Genomic DNA, 17,384 nt, shown 5'->3' with positions numbered 1-17,384 from the left:
GCTGCCTTGACGCCTGAGGGCGCTGATGCGCGCTGCGCACTCTGGCTGTTGAGGCGCGCGGGGATCTGGTCGGCGGCGTTAGACCGGCCTTCGGCCGCCTGAACCCACCGTCGGCGGGGCCGTACGACATGCGCGAGCGCCAGGACTGCTCAGGTCACGGTACGCAGAGTCACTGGTGGCATTCCAGGTGACTCGCCAGTGTGTCGGCGAAGCCCTCGGCGTAGGACAGCTGGTCTCGCAAGGCGGTGACCCGGGCCGTGGCCGCTTGGTGGAACATCGCCAGCCGGTCGATCAGCTGCCCTCGGTCGCCGCGTCCGTGGGTGAGGTCGTGCAGCAGGTTGAGCAGCTCCTGCATCTCCTCGAGGGAGAAGCCGAGGGGCTTCATCCGCTTGATGACCTCGAGGCGTTCGACGTCCTCGTCGCTGTAGAGCCGGAACCCACCGTCGCTGCGGGTGGTCGGGACGACGAGCCCGGTCTCCTCGTACCAGCGGATCGTGCGCAGGCTCAGCCCGGTCCGCTCGGCGACCTGCCCGATCTGCATGAGACCCGCACGGGGGTTCGGCGTCCGCTCCTCAGGCGAGGGGGCCGTCGTCGACCTGTTGGTGGGGGACATCAGTGACCTCCGCTCAGCTGCCCGGCGTGCCGCTCGTAACGGGCCGCGGAGTGGTCGCTGAGCCCGACCACGGTGGCAGTCTTGCCCCGAGTCTCGTACTTGTAGGTGATCGCGTCGAGTGCGGCGACGGTGGAGGCGTCCCACACCTGGGCGTTGGACAGGTCGATGACCACCTCGGCGGGGTCGCCGGCGTAGTCGAACTGGGTGTAGAGGTCGTTGCTGGAGGCGAAGAACAGCGCGCCGTGCACCGAGTAGACGCGGCGGCCCTGCTCGTCGGTTGTCGCGGTGACCTCGACGAGGTGGGCGATGCGCCGGGCGAAGGCCACGCAGGCGACCAGCACGCCCACCCCGACGCCGATGGCGAGGTTGTCGGTGTACACGACCACGGCGACGGTCGCGAGCATCACCAGGGTCTCGCTGCGCGGCATGGTGTGCAGGGTGCGCAGGCTGTGCCAGTCGAAGGTGGCGATCGACACGAAGATCATCACGGCGACGAGCGCGGCCATCGGGATGATCGCGACGATGTCGCCCAGGGCGACGACCAGGATGAGCAGGAAGACCCCGGCGAGGAAGGTCGACAGCCGGGTGCGGGCCCCGGACTTCACGTTGATCATGGTCTGGCCGATCATGGCGCAACCGCCCATGCCGCCGAAGAAGCCGGTGACGATGTTGGCCACGCCCTGGCCCCAGGACTCGCGGGTCTTGTCGGAGTGGGTGTCGGTGATGTCGTCGACCAGCTTCGCGGTCATCAGCGACTCCATGAGCCCGACGAAGGCCACACCGAGGGCGTAGGGGGCGATGATCCGCAGCGTCTCGAAGGTGAGCGGGACGTCGGGCAGGGCGAGGAACGGCAGGCTGTTGGGCAGGTCGCCCTCGTCGCCGACGTTGGGGACCCCGATGCCGGCGACCACGGTGATGACGGTGAGCACGATGATGCTGACCAGCGGCGCGGGGATCGCGTTGGTGATGCGGGGCAGCCCGAAGATGATGGCCAGCCCGACGGCCACCATGGGGTAGACCAGCCAGGGGACGTCGATGAGCTGCGGCAGCTGGGCGGTGAAGATCAGGATGGCCAGGGCGTTGACGAAGCCGACCATGACGCTGCGCGGGATGAAGCGCATCAGTCGGGCGAAGCCGGCCAGGCCGATCAGGATCTGGAAGATCCCGCCGAGGACGACGGCGGCCAGCAGGTAGCCCAGGCCGTGCTCGTGCACCAGCGGGGCGATGACCAGGGCGACGGCGCCGGTCGCGGCGCTGATCATCGCCGGGCGGCCGCCGGTGAAGGAGATGACCACCGCCATCGTGAAGGATGCGAACAGACCGACCCGCGGGTCGACGCCCGCGATGATCGAGAAGCTGATCGCCTCGGGGATCAGCGCCAGCGCCACGACGAGGCCGGCGAGGACCTCGGTGCGGGCCACCCGGGGAGACAGCCAGGCCGGTCGGCTTGGTGCGGACAGTGCGGGCAGGGAGGACATGCCACCGTCTTCGGTCGAGCGCCGTGCGGCGCGGGTGTCCGCATGGGCGCGGGTGGGAAGAGGTGCGGCGCTGCACCCCGAGTCGGGACCCGACCTGCAGAGGCTGCCGTCGGGCGGGCGCGCCGATCGTCCGCGGTCGGGGTGTGCAGTCCCCGGCGGTCCTAGCGCCTGCACAATCTAACCCTTACGTGACGTAGTTGTTCCCTGCCGCATGGCGGCGAGCCTCACAGCCTGGAGCGCTCGCCATCTGAATCGGCAGCTGCGTCAGGGCTGTCCCCGCCGGAGGTCCAGGGTCCACTGGTGGTGGCGGGACGTCGTCGATGAGCGCCGGCCCGTCGACCGATGGCAGCTGGTCCACCGGACGAGGCGTAGGGAGCGCCATCGCCGCCAGCGCCACCACCAGAGGCAGCACCGCACCACCGACCAGCGCAACTGTGTCGGGTGCGATCCGGCCACGCTGGTCACGGACCTGGCTCGCGTCCTCCTGCTCCTCCTGATGCCGGCCGATCAGTCCACGATCCGGTTGGTCGGTTCGCTGGCCGCCGCTCGAAGGGGGGAGCCGCTGACGCTCACCCAGGACGGGATCTGGCACCGGCAGTTCATCGCACGGACCAGCCGCCTGATCGGGGGAGTTCGGGCTCGCGACCATGGGGAGCCCTGCCGTGCTCCTGCCGCGCCGAGGGGCGAGGTGTCGTTCGTGACCGACCTGCGGTGTCGAACGCCTCTCTCGCGTGGTCGGAGGTCAGTGCCTACGTCGTGGCTGGCGGGGTGATCGGTGCTCCGGCTGTAGTCGTGCTGCACCTGTGCTCGATGAGACGCAGGCACGCCGAGTCGCCGTGACCACGCCCTCCGGACCACGCCGTCCTGACCCTGTCGATGTGGCCGTCATCCGTGGCGGTGGCCCCGGGGGTCGTCGTCGGAGTCGGTCGGAGGGTCTTCGGCCGGGGGGAAGAGTGACTCGTCGAACAGGTGTTGGTCGTAGAGCATGGCGGCAATGCGGTCATCGTCGAAAGTGGACTGGGATCGCGACCGCCCGCCCGGTCCTCGTCGAGTCCCGTGGTGGCGCCCAGGGTGGTCCCGGTCGCGTCGCAGCTGGTGTTGGAGCAGCCCTGTGACGTCCACGATGAGGGTGCTGAGCCACCACGGTCCGCTGTCGGGAACGGGCATCGGATCCTGCACTCTCCTGCCTGCGGTGCGGGGAGCTCGGGGCGGCCGGGCGGCCAGCAGCCGACCGCCCCGGAGGTCTGTCAGCCGGATCACGAGAGCCGGCGCGGCCTGGGGAGTGGACGGCGAGTCAGTGGGCGCCAGCGAGCTGGCCGCTGTGTCGGTCATAGCGGGCGGCGGAGTGCCCGCTGAGGCCGATGACCTCGACGTGCTTGCCCCGGGTCTCGTACTTGTGAGTGATCGCGTCGAGTGCGGCGACGGTGGAGGCGTCCCACACGTGCGCGTCGGTCAGGTCGATGACCACGTTCTCCGGATCGCCGGCGTAGTCGAACCGGCTGTACAGGTCGTTGCTGGAGGCGAAGAAGAGGGCGCCCTGCACGGAGTACACCCGGGTGTCCCCATCGGGGTCGGTCTCGCTGGTGACCTCGACGAGATGCGCGACCCGACGGGCGAAGGCGACGCAGGCGACCAGGACGCCGACGCCCACCCCGATGGCGAGGTTGTGGGTCGCCAGCGTGACCGCCACGGTGGAGACCATCACCAGCGTCTCGCTGCGGGGCATGGTGTGGATCGTCCGCAGGCTGTGCCAGTCGAAGGTCGCGCCGGCCACGAAGATCATCACGGCCACGAGAGCGGCCATCGGGATCAGTGCCACCACGTCCCCCAGCGCGACGACCAGGACGAGGAGGAAGACTCCGGCCAGGAAGGTCGACAGCCGGGTGCGAGCGCCGGACTTCACGTTGATCATGGTCTGGCCGATCATGGCGCAGCCGCCCATGCCGCCGAAGAAGCCGGAGGCGACGTTGGCCACGCCCTGGCCCCAGGACTCGCGGGTCTTGTCGGAGTGGGTGTCAGTCAGGTCGTCGACCAGCTTGGCGGTCATGAGGGACTCCATGAGCCCGACGAAGGCCACGCCGAGCGCGTAGGGCGCGATGATGGACAGCGTCTCGAAGGTGAACGGCAGGTCGGGGATCCCGAAGAAGGGCAGGCTGTCGGGGAGCGCCCCTTCGTCGCCCACGTTCGGCACGGTGAGCGCGGCGGCGATGGTGAGCGCGGTGAGCACGACGATCGACACCAGTGCGGCGGGGATCGCCGTCGTCAGCCGGGGCAGTCCGACGATGATGAGCAGCCCGACAGCGACCATCGGGTAGACCAGCCAGGGGACGTCGGTCAGCTGCGGCAGTTGTGCCATGAAGATCATGATGGCCAGGGCGTTGACGAAGCCCACCATGACGCTGCGCGGGATGAACCGCATCAGCCGGGCGAAGCCGGAGAGGCCCAGGAGCACTTGGAAGACGCCGCCCAGGATGACGGCGGCGAGCAGGTACTCCACGCCGTGCTCCAGCGCCAGAGGCGCGACGACCAGGGCGATGGCCCCGGTGGCGGCGGTGATCATGGCGGGGCGACCGCCGGTGAAGGCGATCACCACGGCCATCACGAACGAGGAGAACAGGCCGACCCGGGGGTCGACGCCGGCGAGGATCGAGAAGCTGATCGCCTCGGGGATGAGCGCCAGGGCAACGACGACGCCGGCGAGGGCCTCGGTGCGGGCGACTCTCGGGGAGAGCCAGGTGGGTCGGGCCAGGCGCGGCTTGGGCGGCGCCGGCAGAGCAGGAGTCATGTCACCGTTTCCGGGTCGTGCGCCTGGTGACGCAGGGGGAGCGCGGCACTGGGAGTGTCGCGAAGCGGGAATGGGTGCGTGAGGCACCGGACGTGCACGGTGTGGCTCCCCAGCAGGAGGCCGCCGGCGACGGGGTCCGGAACGTCTGCGTTCCGGGGGCGACGGCCGAGGGGCCGTGGCGTCGTCATCAACATACCCTGACGTCAGGGAAGTGTTGCGGTGGGGTTCATCACCGTGGTGTCGCGCGAGCATGACCACCTGCGAGGACCGAAGACGCTTGATCAGTGCCCATCCCGGCGGCTCGCCACGCAACGGGCCATCTGCCGTCTCACACGCCCGGTCTCCCCGACCCGGTGCCGCGCGGCGCCTGGTCCATGGCCCTGGCCAGCAGGATCCGCGCGCCGTACTGACGCCTGTCCAGCTGGATCCGGCCGCCGTCGGCGTCCTGTGAATGACCACCCGGGTGCGCGGCCATCCAGCTCATCCTCCGGCGGTGCGCGAATTACTGACCTGCTACGCCGAGGTGAGCTGAGTCGACCACGCGGCGGCAGATCCGCAGGACCTGGTGGCCGCGCCGGCCGTCACCGTCGGCCTGCTCAGCCTCCCGGGCCACCCCGACGCCCGTCGAATGGTCGGCGGGATCGCCGTCGCCGAACACACCGGGTCGCCGGTCTGCTCACCGGCCGCGAGGAGGCCGCCTGTCAGGCCAGCGTGGCGGACATCGACGCGCTCGGACGACCACCGGACCGCGACCGCCGCCCTCACCCGGCGCTCCGGGAATCGGCCCATCACCGACAGGCGGTGCGCTCGCCGAGCCGAGGGCAGGGCTCGCGCGGAGTGCTGGGGGACGGCGTAGAGCCCTGGTCGGCCACCGCGAGGCCGCTCCAGCTCCTGATCCTGGCGGTCAGGCGTCGATGACCACGGGGATGATCATCGGGCTGCGGCGGTGGCTGCGGTGCGCCCAGGTGCCGACGGCACGGGCGATCAGCCCCTCGAGTTGGACGACGTCGGTGACCCCTTCCTCGGCGGCCCGAGCCAGCTCCTTCTCGATCAGCGGCACCGCCGCGTCGAAGGACGACGCCTCGTGCACGAACCCTCGCACCAGGAAGTCCGGCGCCTCAGCCAGTCGCCCAGTGTCCGCATCGATGATCGCGACGACCGTGATTACGCCCTCCTCGGCCAGCGTCCGCCGGTCGGTCAGCGAGGCCTCGGTCGCCCCGCCGACGGTGGATCCGTCCACGTAGACGTTGCTCGCCGGGACCCGGCCGGTGATCGACGCCCGGCCGTCGACCAGGTCGACCACGGCGCCGTCTTCGGCGAGCACGACCCGGCTCGGGTCCACGCCGGTACGGATCGCCAGGTCGGCGTTGGCCTGAAGGTGTCGCCACTCGCCGTGCACGGGCAGGACGTTGCGCGGCCGGACGACGTTGTAGCAGTAGACGAGCTCGCCGGCGCTGGCGTGCCCGGAGACGTGCACCTTCGCGTTCCCCTTGTGGACGACGTTGGCGCCCAGCCGGGTGAACTCGTTGATGATCCGGTAGATGGCGTTCTCGTTGCCGGGGATGAGCGAGCTGGCCAGCAGCACGGTGTCGCCCTCGGCGATGCGGATGACGTGGTCTCGGTTGGCCATCCGGGACAGCGCTGCCATCGGCTCGCCCTGTGAGCCGGTGCAGATGAGGCAGACCTGGTCGGCGGGCAGCTTCTCCAGCACCTTCATGTCGACCACCAAGCCCTTGGGCACCCGCAGGTAGCCGAGGTCGCGGGCGATGCCCATGTTGCGGACCATCGACCGGCCGACGAAGGCCACCTTGCGGCCGTGCTCCTGCGCGGCGTCGAGGACCTGCTGGATGCGGTGGACGTGGCTGGCGAAGCTGGAGACGATGACCCGCTTGGGCGCCGTTCGGAACACCTGGTCGATGGCCGGGGTGAGCTCGCCCTCGGACATCGTGAAACCAGGCACGTCGGCGTTGGTGGAGTCGGTGAGGAAGAGGTCGACCCCCTCCTCGCCCAGGCGGGCGAACCCGCGCAAGTCGGTGATCCGGCGGTCCAGCGGGAACTGGTCCATCTTGAAGTCGCCGGTGTGCAGCACCAGCCCGGCCGCAGTGCGGATGGCCACGGCCAGGGCGTCGGGGATGGAGTGGTTCACGGCCAGGAACTCCAAGCCGAACGGGCCCAGGTCGATCCGGTCGCCCGCGGCGACCTGTCGGGTGACCGGGGTGATCCGGTGCTCCTTGAGCTTGGCCTCGAGGAAGGCCAGGGTCAGCTTCGAGCCGACGACCGGGATGTCCTGCCGCTCACGCAGCAGGTAGGGGACGCCGCCGATGTGGTCCTCGTGCCCGTGGGTGAGCACGACGGCCACCACGTCATCGAGCCGGTCCCGGATCGAGGTGAAGTCGGGGAGGATCACGTCGATCCCCGGTTGGTGCTCCTCGGGGAACAGCACGCCGCAGTCGACGACCAGCAGCTTGCCGGCATGCTCGAACACGGTCATGTTGCGGCCGATCTCACCCAGTCCGCCCAGTGGCACCACGCGCAGTGCCGAGGGAGCCAGTGTCGGGAGGGTCTCGTGGTCACGACGCCTGCGGCTCATGACACTCACGCTACGTGAGGCTGACTGGGCAGCTGCAGCGCCGGTCCGCACCAGCTGTGGGCCCGCAGCCCGGTCAGGACGCGAGGCCCGCACCCTCGGTGAGTCGTTGGAGGGTGCCGCGGGCGCCGTGCCGGTGCAGGGAGTCCAGAGCCTGCAGAAACGGAGCAGCGAAGCGCTCGTCATCGACCAGGTCCCCGAAGATGCTCCGCTCAGCCAGGAACGCAAGCGGGTCCTCCCGCTGTCGCCGGGCGTTGATCTGCAGGAGATCGGCCCGGCGGTCGACGATCGGGACCGGCCGCCCCTGCTCGTCGAGTCCCTCCGCGAAGCGCGCCCAGCTCGCGACGACGGCTGCTGCCCGGTGCACCTCTCCGCCTCGTGCGAGCTGGTCGCGCACCACGGGGAGCACGAACTTGGGGATGAGCGCCGACGTCTGGGCACACAGTCGAGCTGCCGTGTCGGCGACCGCGGCGTTCGAGAACCGTCCGATCAGCGTTGCCTTGTAGGCGTCCAGGTCCACCCCGGGCACTGGATCCAGGGTCGGGGTCACCTCGCGGTCCATGTAGTCCCTGAGGAAGCGCGCCCAGATCGGGTCCTGGCAGGCCTCATGGACGAACCGGTGGCCAGCGAGGGCGGCGAAGTAGGCGAGGGCCTGGTGGCTGCCGTTGAGCAGGCGCAGTTTCATGGACTCGTAGGGCTCCACGTCGGGGACGAACTGCGCTCCGACGGCTTCCAGGGGCGGCCGGCCGGCGGGGAAGTCGTCCTCGACGACCCACTGGGCGAACGGCTCACAGACGACCGGCCAGGCGTCGGCGATCCCGAACCGCTCCTCGATCATGGTGACGTCCTGTGGCTTGGTCGCCGGGGTGATCCGGTCCACCATGCCGTCCGGGAAGGACACCTCACGGTGGATCCACGAAGCCAGTTCCGGGTCGCGCAGTTCGGCGAAGGCTGTGAACGCCTGGCAGGCCAGCCGACCGTTGCCCTGGAGGTTGTCGCACGAGAGGACCGTGAACGGGGCGACCCCGCGCTGCCGGCGGCGGGCCAGGGCCTCGGTGACCAGGCCGAACGCGGTGGACGGCGTCGCCCCCGCGCTGAGGTCTGCCTGGATCGACGGCGCCGATGGATCGAAGCGGCGGCTGACCGGGTCGATGTTGTAGCTGCCCTCCGTGATGGTCAGCGAGACGATCCGGGTGGACGCTGCCGCCATCTTCTCGACCACTGCCTCGGGATCGTCGGGGGCGAACAGGTACTCCACGATGGAGCCGATCACCCGTGCGTCGACCGAGCCGTCGGGGTGCCTGACCGCCAGTGTGTACAGGCCGTCCTGCGCGCTCAGCGCGTCGCGCATGGTGACGTCAGCGGGTAGGACGCCGACCCCGCAGATGCCCCAGTCGAGCGCGAGACCGGCGTTCATCAAGCGGTCCACGTACATGGCCTGGTGCGCGCGGTGGAACCCGCCCACGCCGATGTGCACGATGCCCGTGGTCACCCGACTGCGGTCGTACGTCGGAACGGGCACCCTGCCACCGAGAGTGTCCAAGGTGCCCCCCTGAAGGGTGGAGGTGCCGGTCGGAGGGGTGGGGCTGCGCGTCACCCCTCGCCTTTACCCTGACGTCAGGGTAGGTACTCCTGGTCTACCAGGTCCGTCAGCTCCGGGCAGACCTGTCAGCCGGGAGGAAGACCTGACCCGGGTCGCGCTCGACGACGCCGCCGAGGGCCTCGTCGATGCGGGTCATCACCTCCGCCGGCAGCCGGATGCCGGCCGCCTTGACGTTGTCGTGCACCTGCTCGGGACGGCTGGCCCCGATGATCGCCCCGGCGACGTTCTGGTTCTGCAGCACCCAGGCGATCGCGAGCTGGGCCATCGACAGGCCCAGCTCGTCGGCGATCGGGCGCAGCTGCTGGACCCGGGTGAGCACCTCGTCGGTGAGGAAGCCCTGGATCGACGTGCCGGCCGCGGCGTGGCCCGCACGGCTGTCGGCCGGCGGCTGCTGGCCGGGCAGGTACTTGCCGGTGAGCACACCCTGGGCCAGCGGCGACCAGACGATCTGCGAGAGGCCCTCCTTCTCGCTGGTCGGCACCACCTCGGACTCGATGACCCGCCAGAGCATCGAGTACTGCGGCTGGTTGCTGATCAGCTGGACCTTCAGCTCCCGGGCCAGCTCGGCCGCGGCCGCGATCTGCTCGGCGCGCCACTCGGAGACGCCCAGGTAGAGCACCTTGCCCTGCCGCACGAGGTCGGCGAAGGCGGTCATCGTCTCCTCCAGCGGCACCGAGGCGTCGTAGCGGTGTGCCTGGTAGAGGTCGACGTAGTCGGTCTGCAGCCGCTTCAGCGAGGCGTTGCAGCTCTCGGTGATGTGCTTGCGGGACAGGCCGCGGTCGTTGGCGCCGGACCCGGTGGGCCAGTACACCTTGGTGAAGACCTCCAGGCCCTCGCGGCGCTGGCCGGCCAGCGCGCTACCGAGGACAGATTCGGCCTTGGTGCCGGCGTAGACGTCGGCGGTGTCGAAGGTGGTGATCCCCACGTCGAGGGCGGCCCGCACGCAGGCGTGCGCGGCGTCCTCCTCGACCTGGCTGCCGTGGGTCAGCCAGTTGCCGTAGGCAATCTGCGAGATGGTCAGGCCGGAACGGCCCAGGCGTCGGAACTCCACGACGGCCAACCTAGGCGCGCGGCACGTGGAGTGCATGACCTGAGACGAGCCGTTGTCCTCGCTGCGCTCGGCGAAGGCGATCGACGCCACGCGCCGACCCTGCCTCACCCCTTGAGACCCGGTCTTGGGCAGACGATCGTCGGCTTGCTCACCGACCGCCCGACGGACGTGGTCCCGGTCCACGTCGGCACCGGGGTAGAGCTTCGGCGGCGCCGGTGCCGTGGACACCGGAGATCGCCGGTGCGCCGCATCTGCAGCAGGTGCGCCCGCTCCATCCGCTCCCACCTGCAGCGGCCCGACGACGAGGACGGGCGCACCGGCCGCACGCCCGTTACCCCCCGAGCAACGGGCTGAGGCCCGACCCGGCGTCCGGGGGAGACCTCCTCATGCCGTTGCGAGCAGGTCAGGACCTCCTCGTTCGTTCCGGCCTGCGATGACGGTGCGGAAGAAGGCAACGAGGTCGCTCACGTGCGCGTCGAAGGTGAAGTGACTGCGCTGCTCCCACACGTTCCGACGCAGAGCCGACATGGCCGGCGTGTCAGTCAGCGCCCGGGCCAACTCCTGCGGGTCCGAGTAGAAGAGCCCCAGCCCCCGGGCTGCCGTCAGCGTCTGCGTTGCGACGATGGATCCGTCGTTGCGGGGTTGGATCATGGGCAGGCCTGCTGCGGCCAGCGTGCCCATCCGCGCGGGGTAGTTGAGGTCGTCCCAGGTGGCGGCGTGCAGGTCGCCACCGTTGTGGCTGCGGACGTCATGCAGCCATCCGGCGTCGTACCGGGAGAACTCCTCCACCCAGCCATGCTGATCGACCTGAGGATGCAGATGGAAGTGGCGCGGCGCTCGCCTCCGCACCTCGTCCACCCACTCCTTCATCTGCAGGTGAGCCTTCTCGCTGTAGAGATGCACGTGCACGCCGTGCCGGGCGAGCTGCTCGATGACGTCGGGATGTGGACCCATCGGCCTGCCCGGGATCACGGTGTGGACCTCCCCGTCACGCTCGGAGAGCAGAGGTGAGGGCTCGCCCGTGAGCCATTCGGCCTTCGGCAGATCACCGTCGAGGACGTGACTCATCCCCGAGCGGGTCTGCGGCACGGTGGCTGCGAACCAGTCCCGGAGTTCGGGGCTGGAATAGATCTGTCCGTCAGATCGCAGGTGCAGGTCCACCAGCTGCGGCCAGAGGCCACGCTCGAGGCAGAAGAACGGGCCCTCCTTGAAGTGCCAGACGAACGGGATGTCGAATCCGGACATGAGGACCTCGTGTGCGAAGGGCACCGCCTGCCAGTTCAACAACGCGTAGATCAGGTCGGGGCGCAGCTCCTCGACCGCCGCGCGCCACCCCTGTCTCGGCAGATCCGTCACGTGGCCGAAGGGGAGCGGCCCGACGGTGTTGAACCACACGGGGTCGTCGGTCCACAGCCCATAGAGGGTGTGGCCCCGTTCCGCGAGGCTGAGGATGCGCTCGGGATTGTGGGCCAGTTCCCCGACGAGGAGGATCCGGAGCCCGTCCGGCGCTGGGGGAGTGGCGGGACGTTCGCGGAAACGCCGGTAGTGGCTGACTTCGTCGTGGAGATGACCGACGGAGCTCTGCAGACGTAACGGCTCCTGGACCCCGTAGCGCACCCGGTACGGGTTCAACCCACCCCAAGGCTCGCGGAGGACCCGGTGGCGCTGCCGGGGATGGCTTCCCCACGTGGCGGTCACGGCACCGGTCCCGAGCGGTGGCTCCGCCGATGCGGGCAGCCGGGACCAGAACATGCGCTCCAGGTCGTCCGTCGTGAGCTCGGCACGTTCGAGCCAGCGTTCCTCCGTGTGCCGGTGCATGACCTGGATGAGCTGCAGCGGCTCACCGTCGACGCAACCGGTCGTGGTCTGGTCCTGGCCGTGCCTCAGACCCGAGAAGACGAACGGTGCCTCCGGGTGGGCGCCGAGCAGGGTGACCAGGGACGCGAGGTGGTCGGCGTGCATGCGGTCGTCGCACGGCAGGTAGGTGATGAAGTCTCCGACCGCCACGTCGAGCCCGCGGTTCAGGGCCGCGCCGAGCCCTCGGTTGGCAGGGAACGCCTCGATCCGGACCCTCGCGTCATGTAGATCGGCCCCGAGAGCGGCCTCGACGTCGCCGGGTGAGCCGTCGTCGACCACGACCAGCTCCCAGTCGGCACACGTTTGTCCGAGCAGGGAGGCGACCGCGCCCGGCAGGTAAGCCTCCTGATCGAAGCACGGCATGATCACGCTGATCCGCGCTGGTGAACGCTGGTCGTCCTGCATCGGCACCTCAAGGGGCTAGGAGATGGAACTGTGCTCGGGCGCGTTCGGCTCCTCGGGCACGCTCGTGCCCGGTCGGAGGTGGGTAGTTCGTCTACCACGTTCATGACCGCCTCCACCAGCCTGGTCAGCGGCCAGCCGCCGGACGTAGGCAGCCAGCAGCACTGGATGCAGGCGTCCCGGCGGACCTCGTGATGGTGGACGGAGTGCTCAGTCTTGGTCGGGCTGATCGAGCGGGTGGCCTCGTTGAGCGCGAAGGGCATCAGGGCGACGTCCAAGCCGGCCATCACCTCCGGGAGTTCGTGGTAGGCCACGAGGCCGGGGTACTCGAGGGTGTCGGCCTGCGGGAGGTGGGCGGGATCGATCTTGGTCACCGGACCGACCATCCGGATGGTCCAGTGGGGCAGTGAGGCGGCGAGGTCGGCGACCAGGTCCAGGTCCAGCCGCTCGTCGATCACCCCGACGTAGCCGGCCGCTGGCCGCTGGTGCGGGCCGCGCGACACCCGGCGTCGGCTCTGGCGGTGTAGGCGACGACGGCCGCGGCGTTCAGCGCCCGGGTGGAGTGCTCGCCGTTCTCGTCGGTGGTGGTGGCCTGGTTGCGTCTCTTCCGGTTCCGGTCACTGCTCTTCTACGGCGCAGGGAACGACGATCTGGTCGAAGGCATGCCCGCCGGCCGACGGCGCAGACCTGGTCCTGAGGCCCACGGCGCTGGACGCCGGGCAGCCGCTGCAGGGCCTGCCGGAGCTGCTGGTGACCTAGCGGTTCAGCCTGCGCGTGCCGCTGGACCCGCTGCCGTTCGCCCAGCAGGTGACCAGCACCCAGGTGCAGACCTCCGGCCTCGTCCTCCGCACCGCGGGTCGTGGCGTCGTCCTCGGCTGAAGATGACCAGAGCGCGGGAGCATGACGACCCTGTGACGGATCCCGGATCCAGCAGGCCGCCGTGGGCACACGCTCCTACCGTCGGAGCATGGGAACGAGAAGAGTGCAGCGCCGACGCGTCTCCGCCCTCGTGCTCGCCGGAGGCCTCACGCTGGTGCCCTTGGCCGCCTGCGGGGACGACTCCCAACCGGGGGCTGCCGACGCCACACCTGAGGTCAGCGTCACGGAGAGCTCCCCGGCCGAGGTCACCGACGGAGCGGACCAGACGACCGAGTCGACGGACGCGGCCACCGGCACGGCCGGCAGCGCCGAGGCGTCCGGCGAGTCCGACTCCGACGCCGACGTCGACTGCTCGGGCCGTGAGTGCACGGTCACCCTCACCGGTGACGGTGCGGAGGCCGACGTGCTCGGGACGTCGGTGGTTCTCGGCGGAGTCGAGAACGGCCGGGCCACCTTCAGGATCGGCGACCAGGAGGTGTCGTGCGGTCAGGGGGAGAGCGTGTCCGCCGGTCCACTGACCCTCGCCTGCTCGTCGGTCACCGATGACGCCGTCGCCATGACCGCCTCGCTCGGCTGAACCCCGCGGCCGGCTGGTCGCTCCCAGGATCAGCCGGCGCGATCGATGGCGAACGCGAGCAGGAACCCGACCGTGGTGATCAGGCCGGTCCAGGTCCGGGTCGTCTCGAAGGCCTCCGGGATCATGGTGTCGGCGATCATGGTCAGGATCGCGCCGGCCGCGACGGCGGTGATCACGGCGATCAGCTCGGGCGGAGCGCCGCCCAGGGCGGCGTAGCCGACGAGTGCGGCGAGGGCGCTGACCACGGCGATCGTCGTCCACACGCCGAAGACGTAGGTGGCCGACCGACCGTTCTTCTTCATGCCGGCTGCACTGGACAAGCCCTCGGGCACGTTGGAGATGAAGACCGCCGCCAGCACCGAGAGGCTGACCCCGCCGCCGCTGAGCAGACCGAGCCCCAGGACGACCGACTCCGGGATGCCGTCGAGCAGCGCGCCCACGGCGATGGCCGCCCCACTGCCCGACTGGTCGGACTCCGACGGTTGCTGGTCACCCGAGCGCTTGCGGTGCCGGCCACCGCGCCGCGCCAGCAGCGCGTTGGCACCCAGGTAGGCCACGGCACCGCCGAGGAAGCCGACCGCTGTAGCCAAGAGGCCGCCGGTGTCCGCGGCCTCCGCCATCAGGTCGAAGGCCACAGCCGAGATGAGCACCCCCGAGCCGAACGCCATCACCGAGGCGATGACGCCGGACGGCACCCGCGCGAACCAGGCCACCAGGGCGCCGAGGACCAGTGCGCCCCCGCCCAGGAGGCCCCACAGTCCCGCTTCCAGCCAGGTCGGCATCGTCCTTGCGCCTCCGGGGTCAGACCAGGTGCACCGTCGTCTCGTGGCGACGGTCGGGATCGGGGCCCAGCGCAGGGGTGTACCGGGCGTTCCGTCCGCTCAGCGGTGCGTCCCCGGTGGGGCCGTGGTCAGCTCCAGGACCGCGGAGGCGGCGGCCACGGCCGCGCTGGCGCCGGCCACCCGCCGGTGCTGCGGCCAGATCTGCGTGGCGGCGACCATGCTGGTGGCGTGCAGCGCGTCGACGGCCGCCCCGAGCAGCACCAGGCCCCGGGTCGGTCGGGCGAGCACCAGGAGCTGCTGGAGCGCCACCCGGGAGCCGAGCACCCGCACCAGCCAGCTCGGCGGTCGCTCCCGCCCCGGTGCGACCGCCGCGGACACGTCGTCCGGGCGGGCCACCAGCGCCAGGTTCGTCGCGCCCAGGACGACCGCCAGGGCGCGGGTCGTCCCGCGCCCGCCGAGCCTGTTCATCGCCGGCCGCGCAGCAGCGCCGCGGTGGCGCCGGCGAGCACCGTGGCGCCGGCCGCGGCCAGGGTGCCGTGGTGGCGGCTGGCCCAGATCTGCGGGTCGGCGGTCCATGACCCGTCGGTGAACCGGCCGTCGGCGCCGAAGTCCCGGCCGCCCTCGCCGTCGGCGGGCTGCCAGAGGTTGTGCGGGTCGTCGGGGCCGGCCGGCGTGCTGGTCTGCTGCCCCGCGAAGCCGGTGCGCGCCAGGTACCAGTCGAGGAAGGCCGGCGCGACCTTGTTGCCCAGGATCGTGTAGACGGTCGGGATGCCGACCCACCAGGCCCGCCGCCCGGGGTGCTCGGCGGCCCACACCATCGAGGTGGCGACGAACTCGGGGGCGTAGATGGGCGCCACCGGCTGCGGCTTCTTCGGCAGCTTGTTGAGCACCCAGTCGAACTGCGGGGTGTTCACCCCGGGCATGTTCACCATCGTGACGTGCACGTTGCTGCCCTCGTGCTTCAGCTCGGTGAGCAGCGACTCGGTGAAGCCCTTGATCGCGTGCTTGGCGCCGCAGTACACGCTCTGCAGGGGGATCCCGCGGTAGGCCAGCGCCGACCCGGTCTGCACGATCACGCCGCGGTCCCGCGGCCGCATCCTCGCCAACGCGCTGCGGGTGCCGTTGACGAAGCCGAGGTAGGTGACGGCCGTGGCCCGCTCGTACTCCTCTGGGCTGACGTCGGAGAACCGGGCGAACACCGAGGTGAACGCCACGTTGCACCACACGTCGATGGGTCCCAACTCGGTCTCGACGCGGTCGGCGGCCGCCTCCACCGCGTCGGCGTCGGCGACGTCGACCGAGACCACCAGCGGTGTCCCACCCGCGGCGCGCACGTCCTCCGCCGCCGCCTCCAGGCCCGTCACCCCGCGGGCGAGCAGGGCCACCTTGTCACCCCGGCGCGCGAAGGCGACGGCGGTCGCCCGCCCGATCCCCCCGCTCGCACCGGTCACCACGACCACCTGCGGACCCACAGCCGCTCCTCAGCTCAATTGGTATGCACCAAGTATCTCCCGCGGTGCGCCGGGCCGCAGGTCGGGCCGGGCTCAGCGGGTCCGCCGGTCACCGCCGGCCAGCTGGCAGGCCGTGTTGACCAGGCCGACGTGGCTGAACGCCTGCGGGGTGTTGCCGACCTGCCGGCCGGCGCCGGTGTCGTACTCCTCGCTGAGCAGTCCCAGGTCGCTGCGCAGGCCGAGCAGCCGCTCGAACAGCTCCCGCGCCTGCTGCTGCCGGCCGATCATGCTGAGCGCGTCGGCCAGCCAGAAGCTGCACGCCAGGAACGGGTTCTCGCGGCCGGCCAGGCCGTCGACCCCGCCGTCGGCGTCCGGGTGGTAGCGCAGCAGCAGTCCGTCCTGGCCCAGCTCGCGCTGCACCGCCTCGACGGTGCCGACGATGCGGGGGTCTTCGGGCGGGAGGAAGCCGACCCGGGGGAGCAGCAGCAGCGCGGCGTCCAGGCCGGTCGACCCGTAGTACTGGGTGAAGGTGCCGCGGGCGGCGTCGTAGCCGTGCCGGCAGACGTCGTCGTGGACCTCCTGGCGGAGCTCGCGCCAGCGGTCGACCGGCCCGTCCAGCCCGAACCGCTCGACCGCCTGGATCCCGCGGTCGAGCCCGGCCCACGCCATCACCTTGGAGTGCACGAACTGCCGACGATCGCCGCGGACCTCCCACAGGCTGTTGTCCGGGTCGTCCCAGTGCCCCCCGAGGAAGTCCAGCAGCGCCCGCTGTAGCGACCAGGCGTCCTCGGTCGGGGTCAGTCCCGACGCCCGGGAGTAGTGCAGGCCGTCGAGCACCTCGCCCCACACGTCGAGCTGGAACTGCCCCGCGGCGGCGTTGCCCACCCGCACCGGAGAGGAGCCGGCGTACCCGGACAACCAGGGCAGCTCGTACTCCGGGATGCGGCGGGCGCCGTCGAGGGCGTACATGATCCGCAGGTCCGCCGGGTCCCCGGCGACGGCGCGCAGCAGCCACTCGCGCCAGGCGCTGGCCTCCTTCGCGTACCCGGTGCCCAGCAGCGCTTGCAGCGTGAACGTCGCGTCGCGCAGCCAGCAGTAGCGGTAGTCCCAGTTGCGCGAGCCACCCAGCGCCTCGGGCAGGGACGTGGTCGCGGCCGCGACGATGCCGCCGGTGGGCGCGTAGGTGAGCGCCTTCAACGTCACCAGCGACCGGCGCACGGCCTCCTGCCACTCGCCGCGGTAGTCGCAGTGCTCGATCCAGTCGGCCCAGAACGACTCCGTGCCGGCGAGTGCGCGGGCCGGGTCGACCGGGCGGGGGC

General features: G+C 70.8%; 14 protein-coding genes. 1 reads left to right on the top strand and 13 read right to left on the bottom strand.

The features are described from left to right. Positions 1-169 precede the first annotated feature (169 nt). From FHL79_RS03300 to FHL79_RS03265, 9 genes are all read right to left on the bottom strand, one after another. On the bottom strand, positions 170-541 hold the full coding sequence (locus FHL79_RS03300; protein WP_246080298.1) for a MerR family transcriptional regulator: 372 nt from the start codon (positions 539-541) through the stop codon (positions 170-172). A gap of 71 nt (positions 542-612) precedes the next feature. Then, a complete protein-coding gene (locus FHL79_RS03295; protein WP_138757202.1) occupies positions 613-2,091 on the bottom strand; it encodes a SulP family inorganic anion transporter in 1,479 nt (492 codons plus the stop codon). A 1,294-nt stretch (positions 2,092-3,385) separates the two neighbouring features. Continuing rightward, a complete protein-coding gene (locus FHL79_RS03290; protein ID WP_138757201.1) occupies positions 3,386-4,876 on the bottom strand; it encodes a SulP family inorganic anion transporter in 1,491 nt (496 codons plus the stop codon). Between the two features lie 328 nt (positions 4,877-5,204). Then, positions 5,205-5,351, bottom strand: coding sequence for a hypothetical protein (locus tag FHL79_RS24925; protein WP_171057984.1), 147 nt, complete (start codon positions 5,349-5,351; stop codon positions 5,205-5,207). A 429-nt stretch (positions 5,352-5,780) separates the two neighbouring features. Beyond that, the gene (locus FHL79_RS03285) at positions 5,781-7,466 is read right to left on the bottom strand and encodes a ribonuclease J (protein WP_138757200.1); all 1,686 of its coding nucleotides are present in this window, start codon (positions 7,464-7,466) and stop codon (positions 5,781-5,783) included. A 73-nt stretch (positions 7,467-7,539) separates the two neighbouring features. Beyond that, positions 7,540-8,955 carry a mannitol dehydrogenase family protein gene (locus tag FHL79_RS03280; protein WP_246080296.1) on the bottom strand — a complete coding sequence of 472 codons (1,416 nt, stop codon included), beginning with the start codon at positions 8,953-8,955 and terminating at the stop codon, positions 7,540-7,542. A 157-nt stretch (positions 8,956-9,112) separates the two neighbouring features. Then, on the bottom strand, positions 9,113-10,117 hold the full coding sequence (locus tag FHL79_RS03275; protein ID WP_138757198.1) for an aldo/keto reductase family protein: 1,005 nt from the start codon (positions 10,115-10,117) through the stop codon (positions 9,113-9,115). A 384-nt stretch (positions 10,118-10,501) separates the two neighbouring features. Continuing rightward, entirely contained in the window at positions 10,502-12,379 is a 1,878-nt protein-coding gene (locus FHL79_RS03270; protein ID WP_138757197.1) for a glycosyltransferase family 2 protein, read from the bottom strand. Then, positions 12,340-12,879 carry a glycosyltransferase family protein gene (locus tag FHL79_RS03265; protein WP_138757196.1) on the bottom strand — a complete coding sequence of 180 codons (540 nt, stop codon included), beginning with the start codon at positions 12,877-12,879 and terminating at the stop codon, positions 12,340-12,342. The genes FHL79_RS03270 and FHL79_RS03265 overlap by 40 nt, the downstream gene beginning before the upstream one ends. Before the next feature lie 464 nt (positions 12,880-13,343). Here FHL79_RS03265 and FHL79_RS03260 point away from each other — a divergent pair, with 464 nt between their 5' ends. Beyond that, positions 13,344-13,832 carry a hypothetical protein gene (locus tag FHL79_RS03260; RefSeq protein ID WP_138757195.1) on the top strand — a complete coding sequence of 163 codons (489 nt, stop codon included), beginning with the start codon at positions 13,344-13,346 and terminating at the stop codon, positions 13,830-13,832. A gap of 29 nt (positions 13,833-13,861) precedes the next feature. Here the strand turns inward: FHL79_RS03260 and FHL79_RS03255 are convergent, their stop codons facing one another. From FHL79_RS03255 to FHL79_RS03240, 4 genes are all read right to left on the bottom strand, one after another. Further along, a complete protein-coding gene (locus tag FHL79_RS03255; RefSeq protein WP_138757194.1) occupies positions 13,862-14,614 on the bottom strand; it encodes a ZIP family metal transporter in 753 nt (250 codons plus the stop codon). A gap of 99 nt (positions 14,615-14,713) precedes the next feature. Next, positions 14,714-15,082, bottom strand: coding sequence for a hypothetical protein (locus FHL79_RS03250; protein ID WP_138757193.1), 369 nt, complete (start codon positions 15,080-15,082; stop codon positions 14,714-14,716). Next, positions 15,079-16,086: an SDR family oxidoreductase gene (locus FHL79_RS03245; RefSeq protein ID WP_138757192.1), complete on the bottom strand. Its 1,008-nt coding sequence runs from the start codon at positions 16,084-16,086 to the stop codon at positions 15,079-15,081. The genes FHL79_RS03250 and FHL79_RS03245 overlap by 4 nt, the downstream gene beginning before the upstream one ends. A gap of 72 nt (positions 16,087-16,158) precedes the next feature. Beyond that, a partial coding sequence (locus tag FHL79_RS03240; RefSeq protein WP_138757191.1) for a glycoside hydrolase family 15 protein occupies positions 16,159-17,384 on the bottom strand: 1,226 nt, incomplete at its 5' end.

This window comes from Modestobacter altitudinis, from assembly GCF_005930475.1.
In the GTDB taxonomy this organism is placed as follows: domain Bacteria; phylum Actinomycetota; class Actinomycetes; order Mycobacteriales; family Geodermatophilaceae; genus Modestobacter; species Modestobacter altitudinis.
The sequence above is the reverse complement of the archived record's forward strand: the minus strand, read 5'-3'. Positions and strand labels throughout refer to the sequence as shown.

Coding starts and splice junctions, on each gene's coding strand:
- FHL79_RS03295 (WP_138757202.1), bottom strand. CDS start 2,091: ATGTCCTCCCTGCCCGCACTGTCCGCACCAAGCCGACCGGCCTGGCTG.
- FHL79_RS03285 (WP_138757200.1), bottom strand. CDS start 7,466: ATGAGCCGCAGGCGTCGTGACCACGAGACCCTCCCGACACTGGCTCCC.
- FHL79_RS03290 (WP_138757201.1), bottom strand. CDS start 4,876: ATGACTCCTGCTCTGCCGGCGCCGCCCAAGCCGCGCCTGGCCCGACCC.
- FHL79_RS03300 (WP_246080298.1), bottom strand. CDS start 541: ATGCAGATCGGGCAGGTCGCCGAGCGGACCGGGCTGAGCCTGCGCACG.
- FHL79_RS03250 (WP_138757193.1), bottom strand. CDS start 15,082: ATGAACAGGCTCGGCGGGCGCGGGACGACCCGCGCCCTGGCGGTCGTC.
- FHL79_RS03255 (WP_138757194.1), bottom strand. CDS start 14,614: ATGCCGACCTGGCTGGAAGCGGGACTGTGGGGCCTCCTGGGCGGGGGC.
- FHL79_RS03260 (WP_138757195.1), top strand. CDS start 13,344: ATGGGAACGAGAAGAGTGCAGCGCCGACGCGTCTCCGCCCTCGTGCTC.
- FHL79_RS03270 (WP_138757197.1), bottom strand. CDS start 12,379: ATGCAGGACGACCAGCGTTCACCAGCGCGGATCAGCGTGATCATGCCG.
- FHL79_RS24925 (WP_171057984.1), bottom strand. CDS start 5,351: ATGGCCGCGCACCCGGGTGGTCATTCACAGGACGCCGACGGCGGCCGG.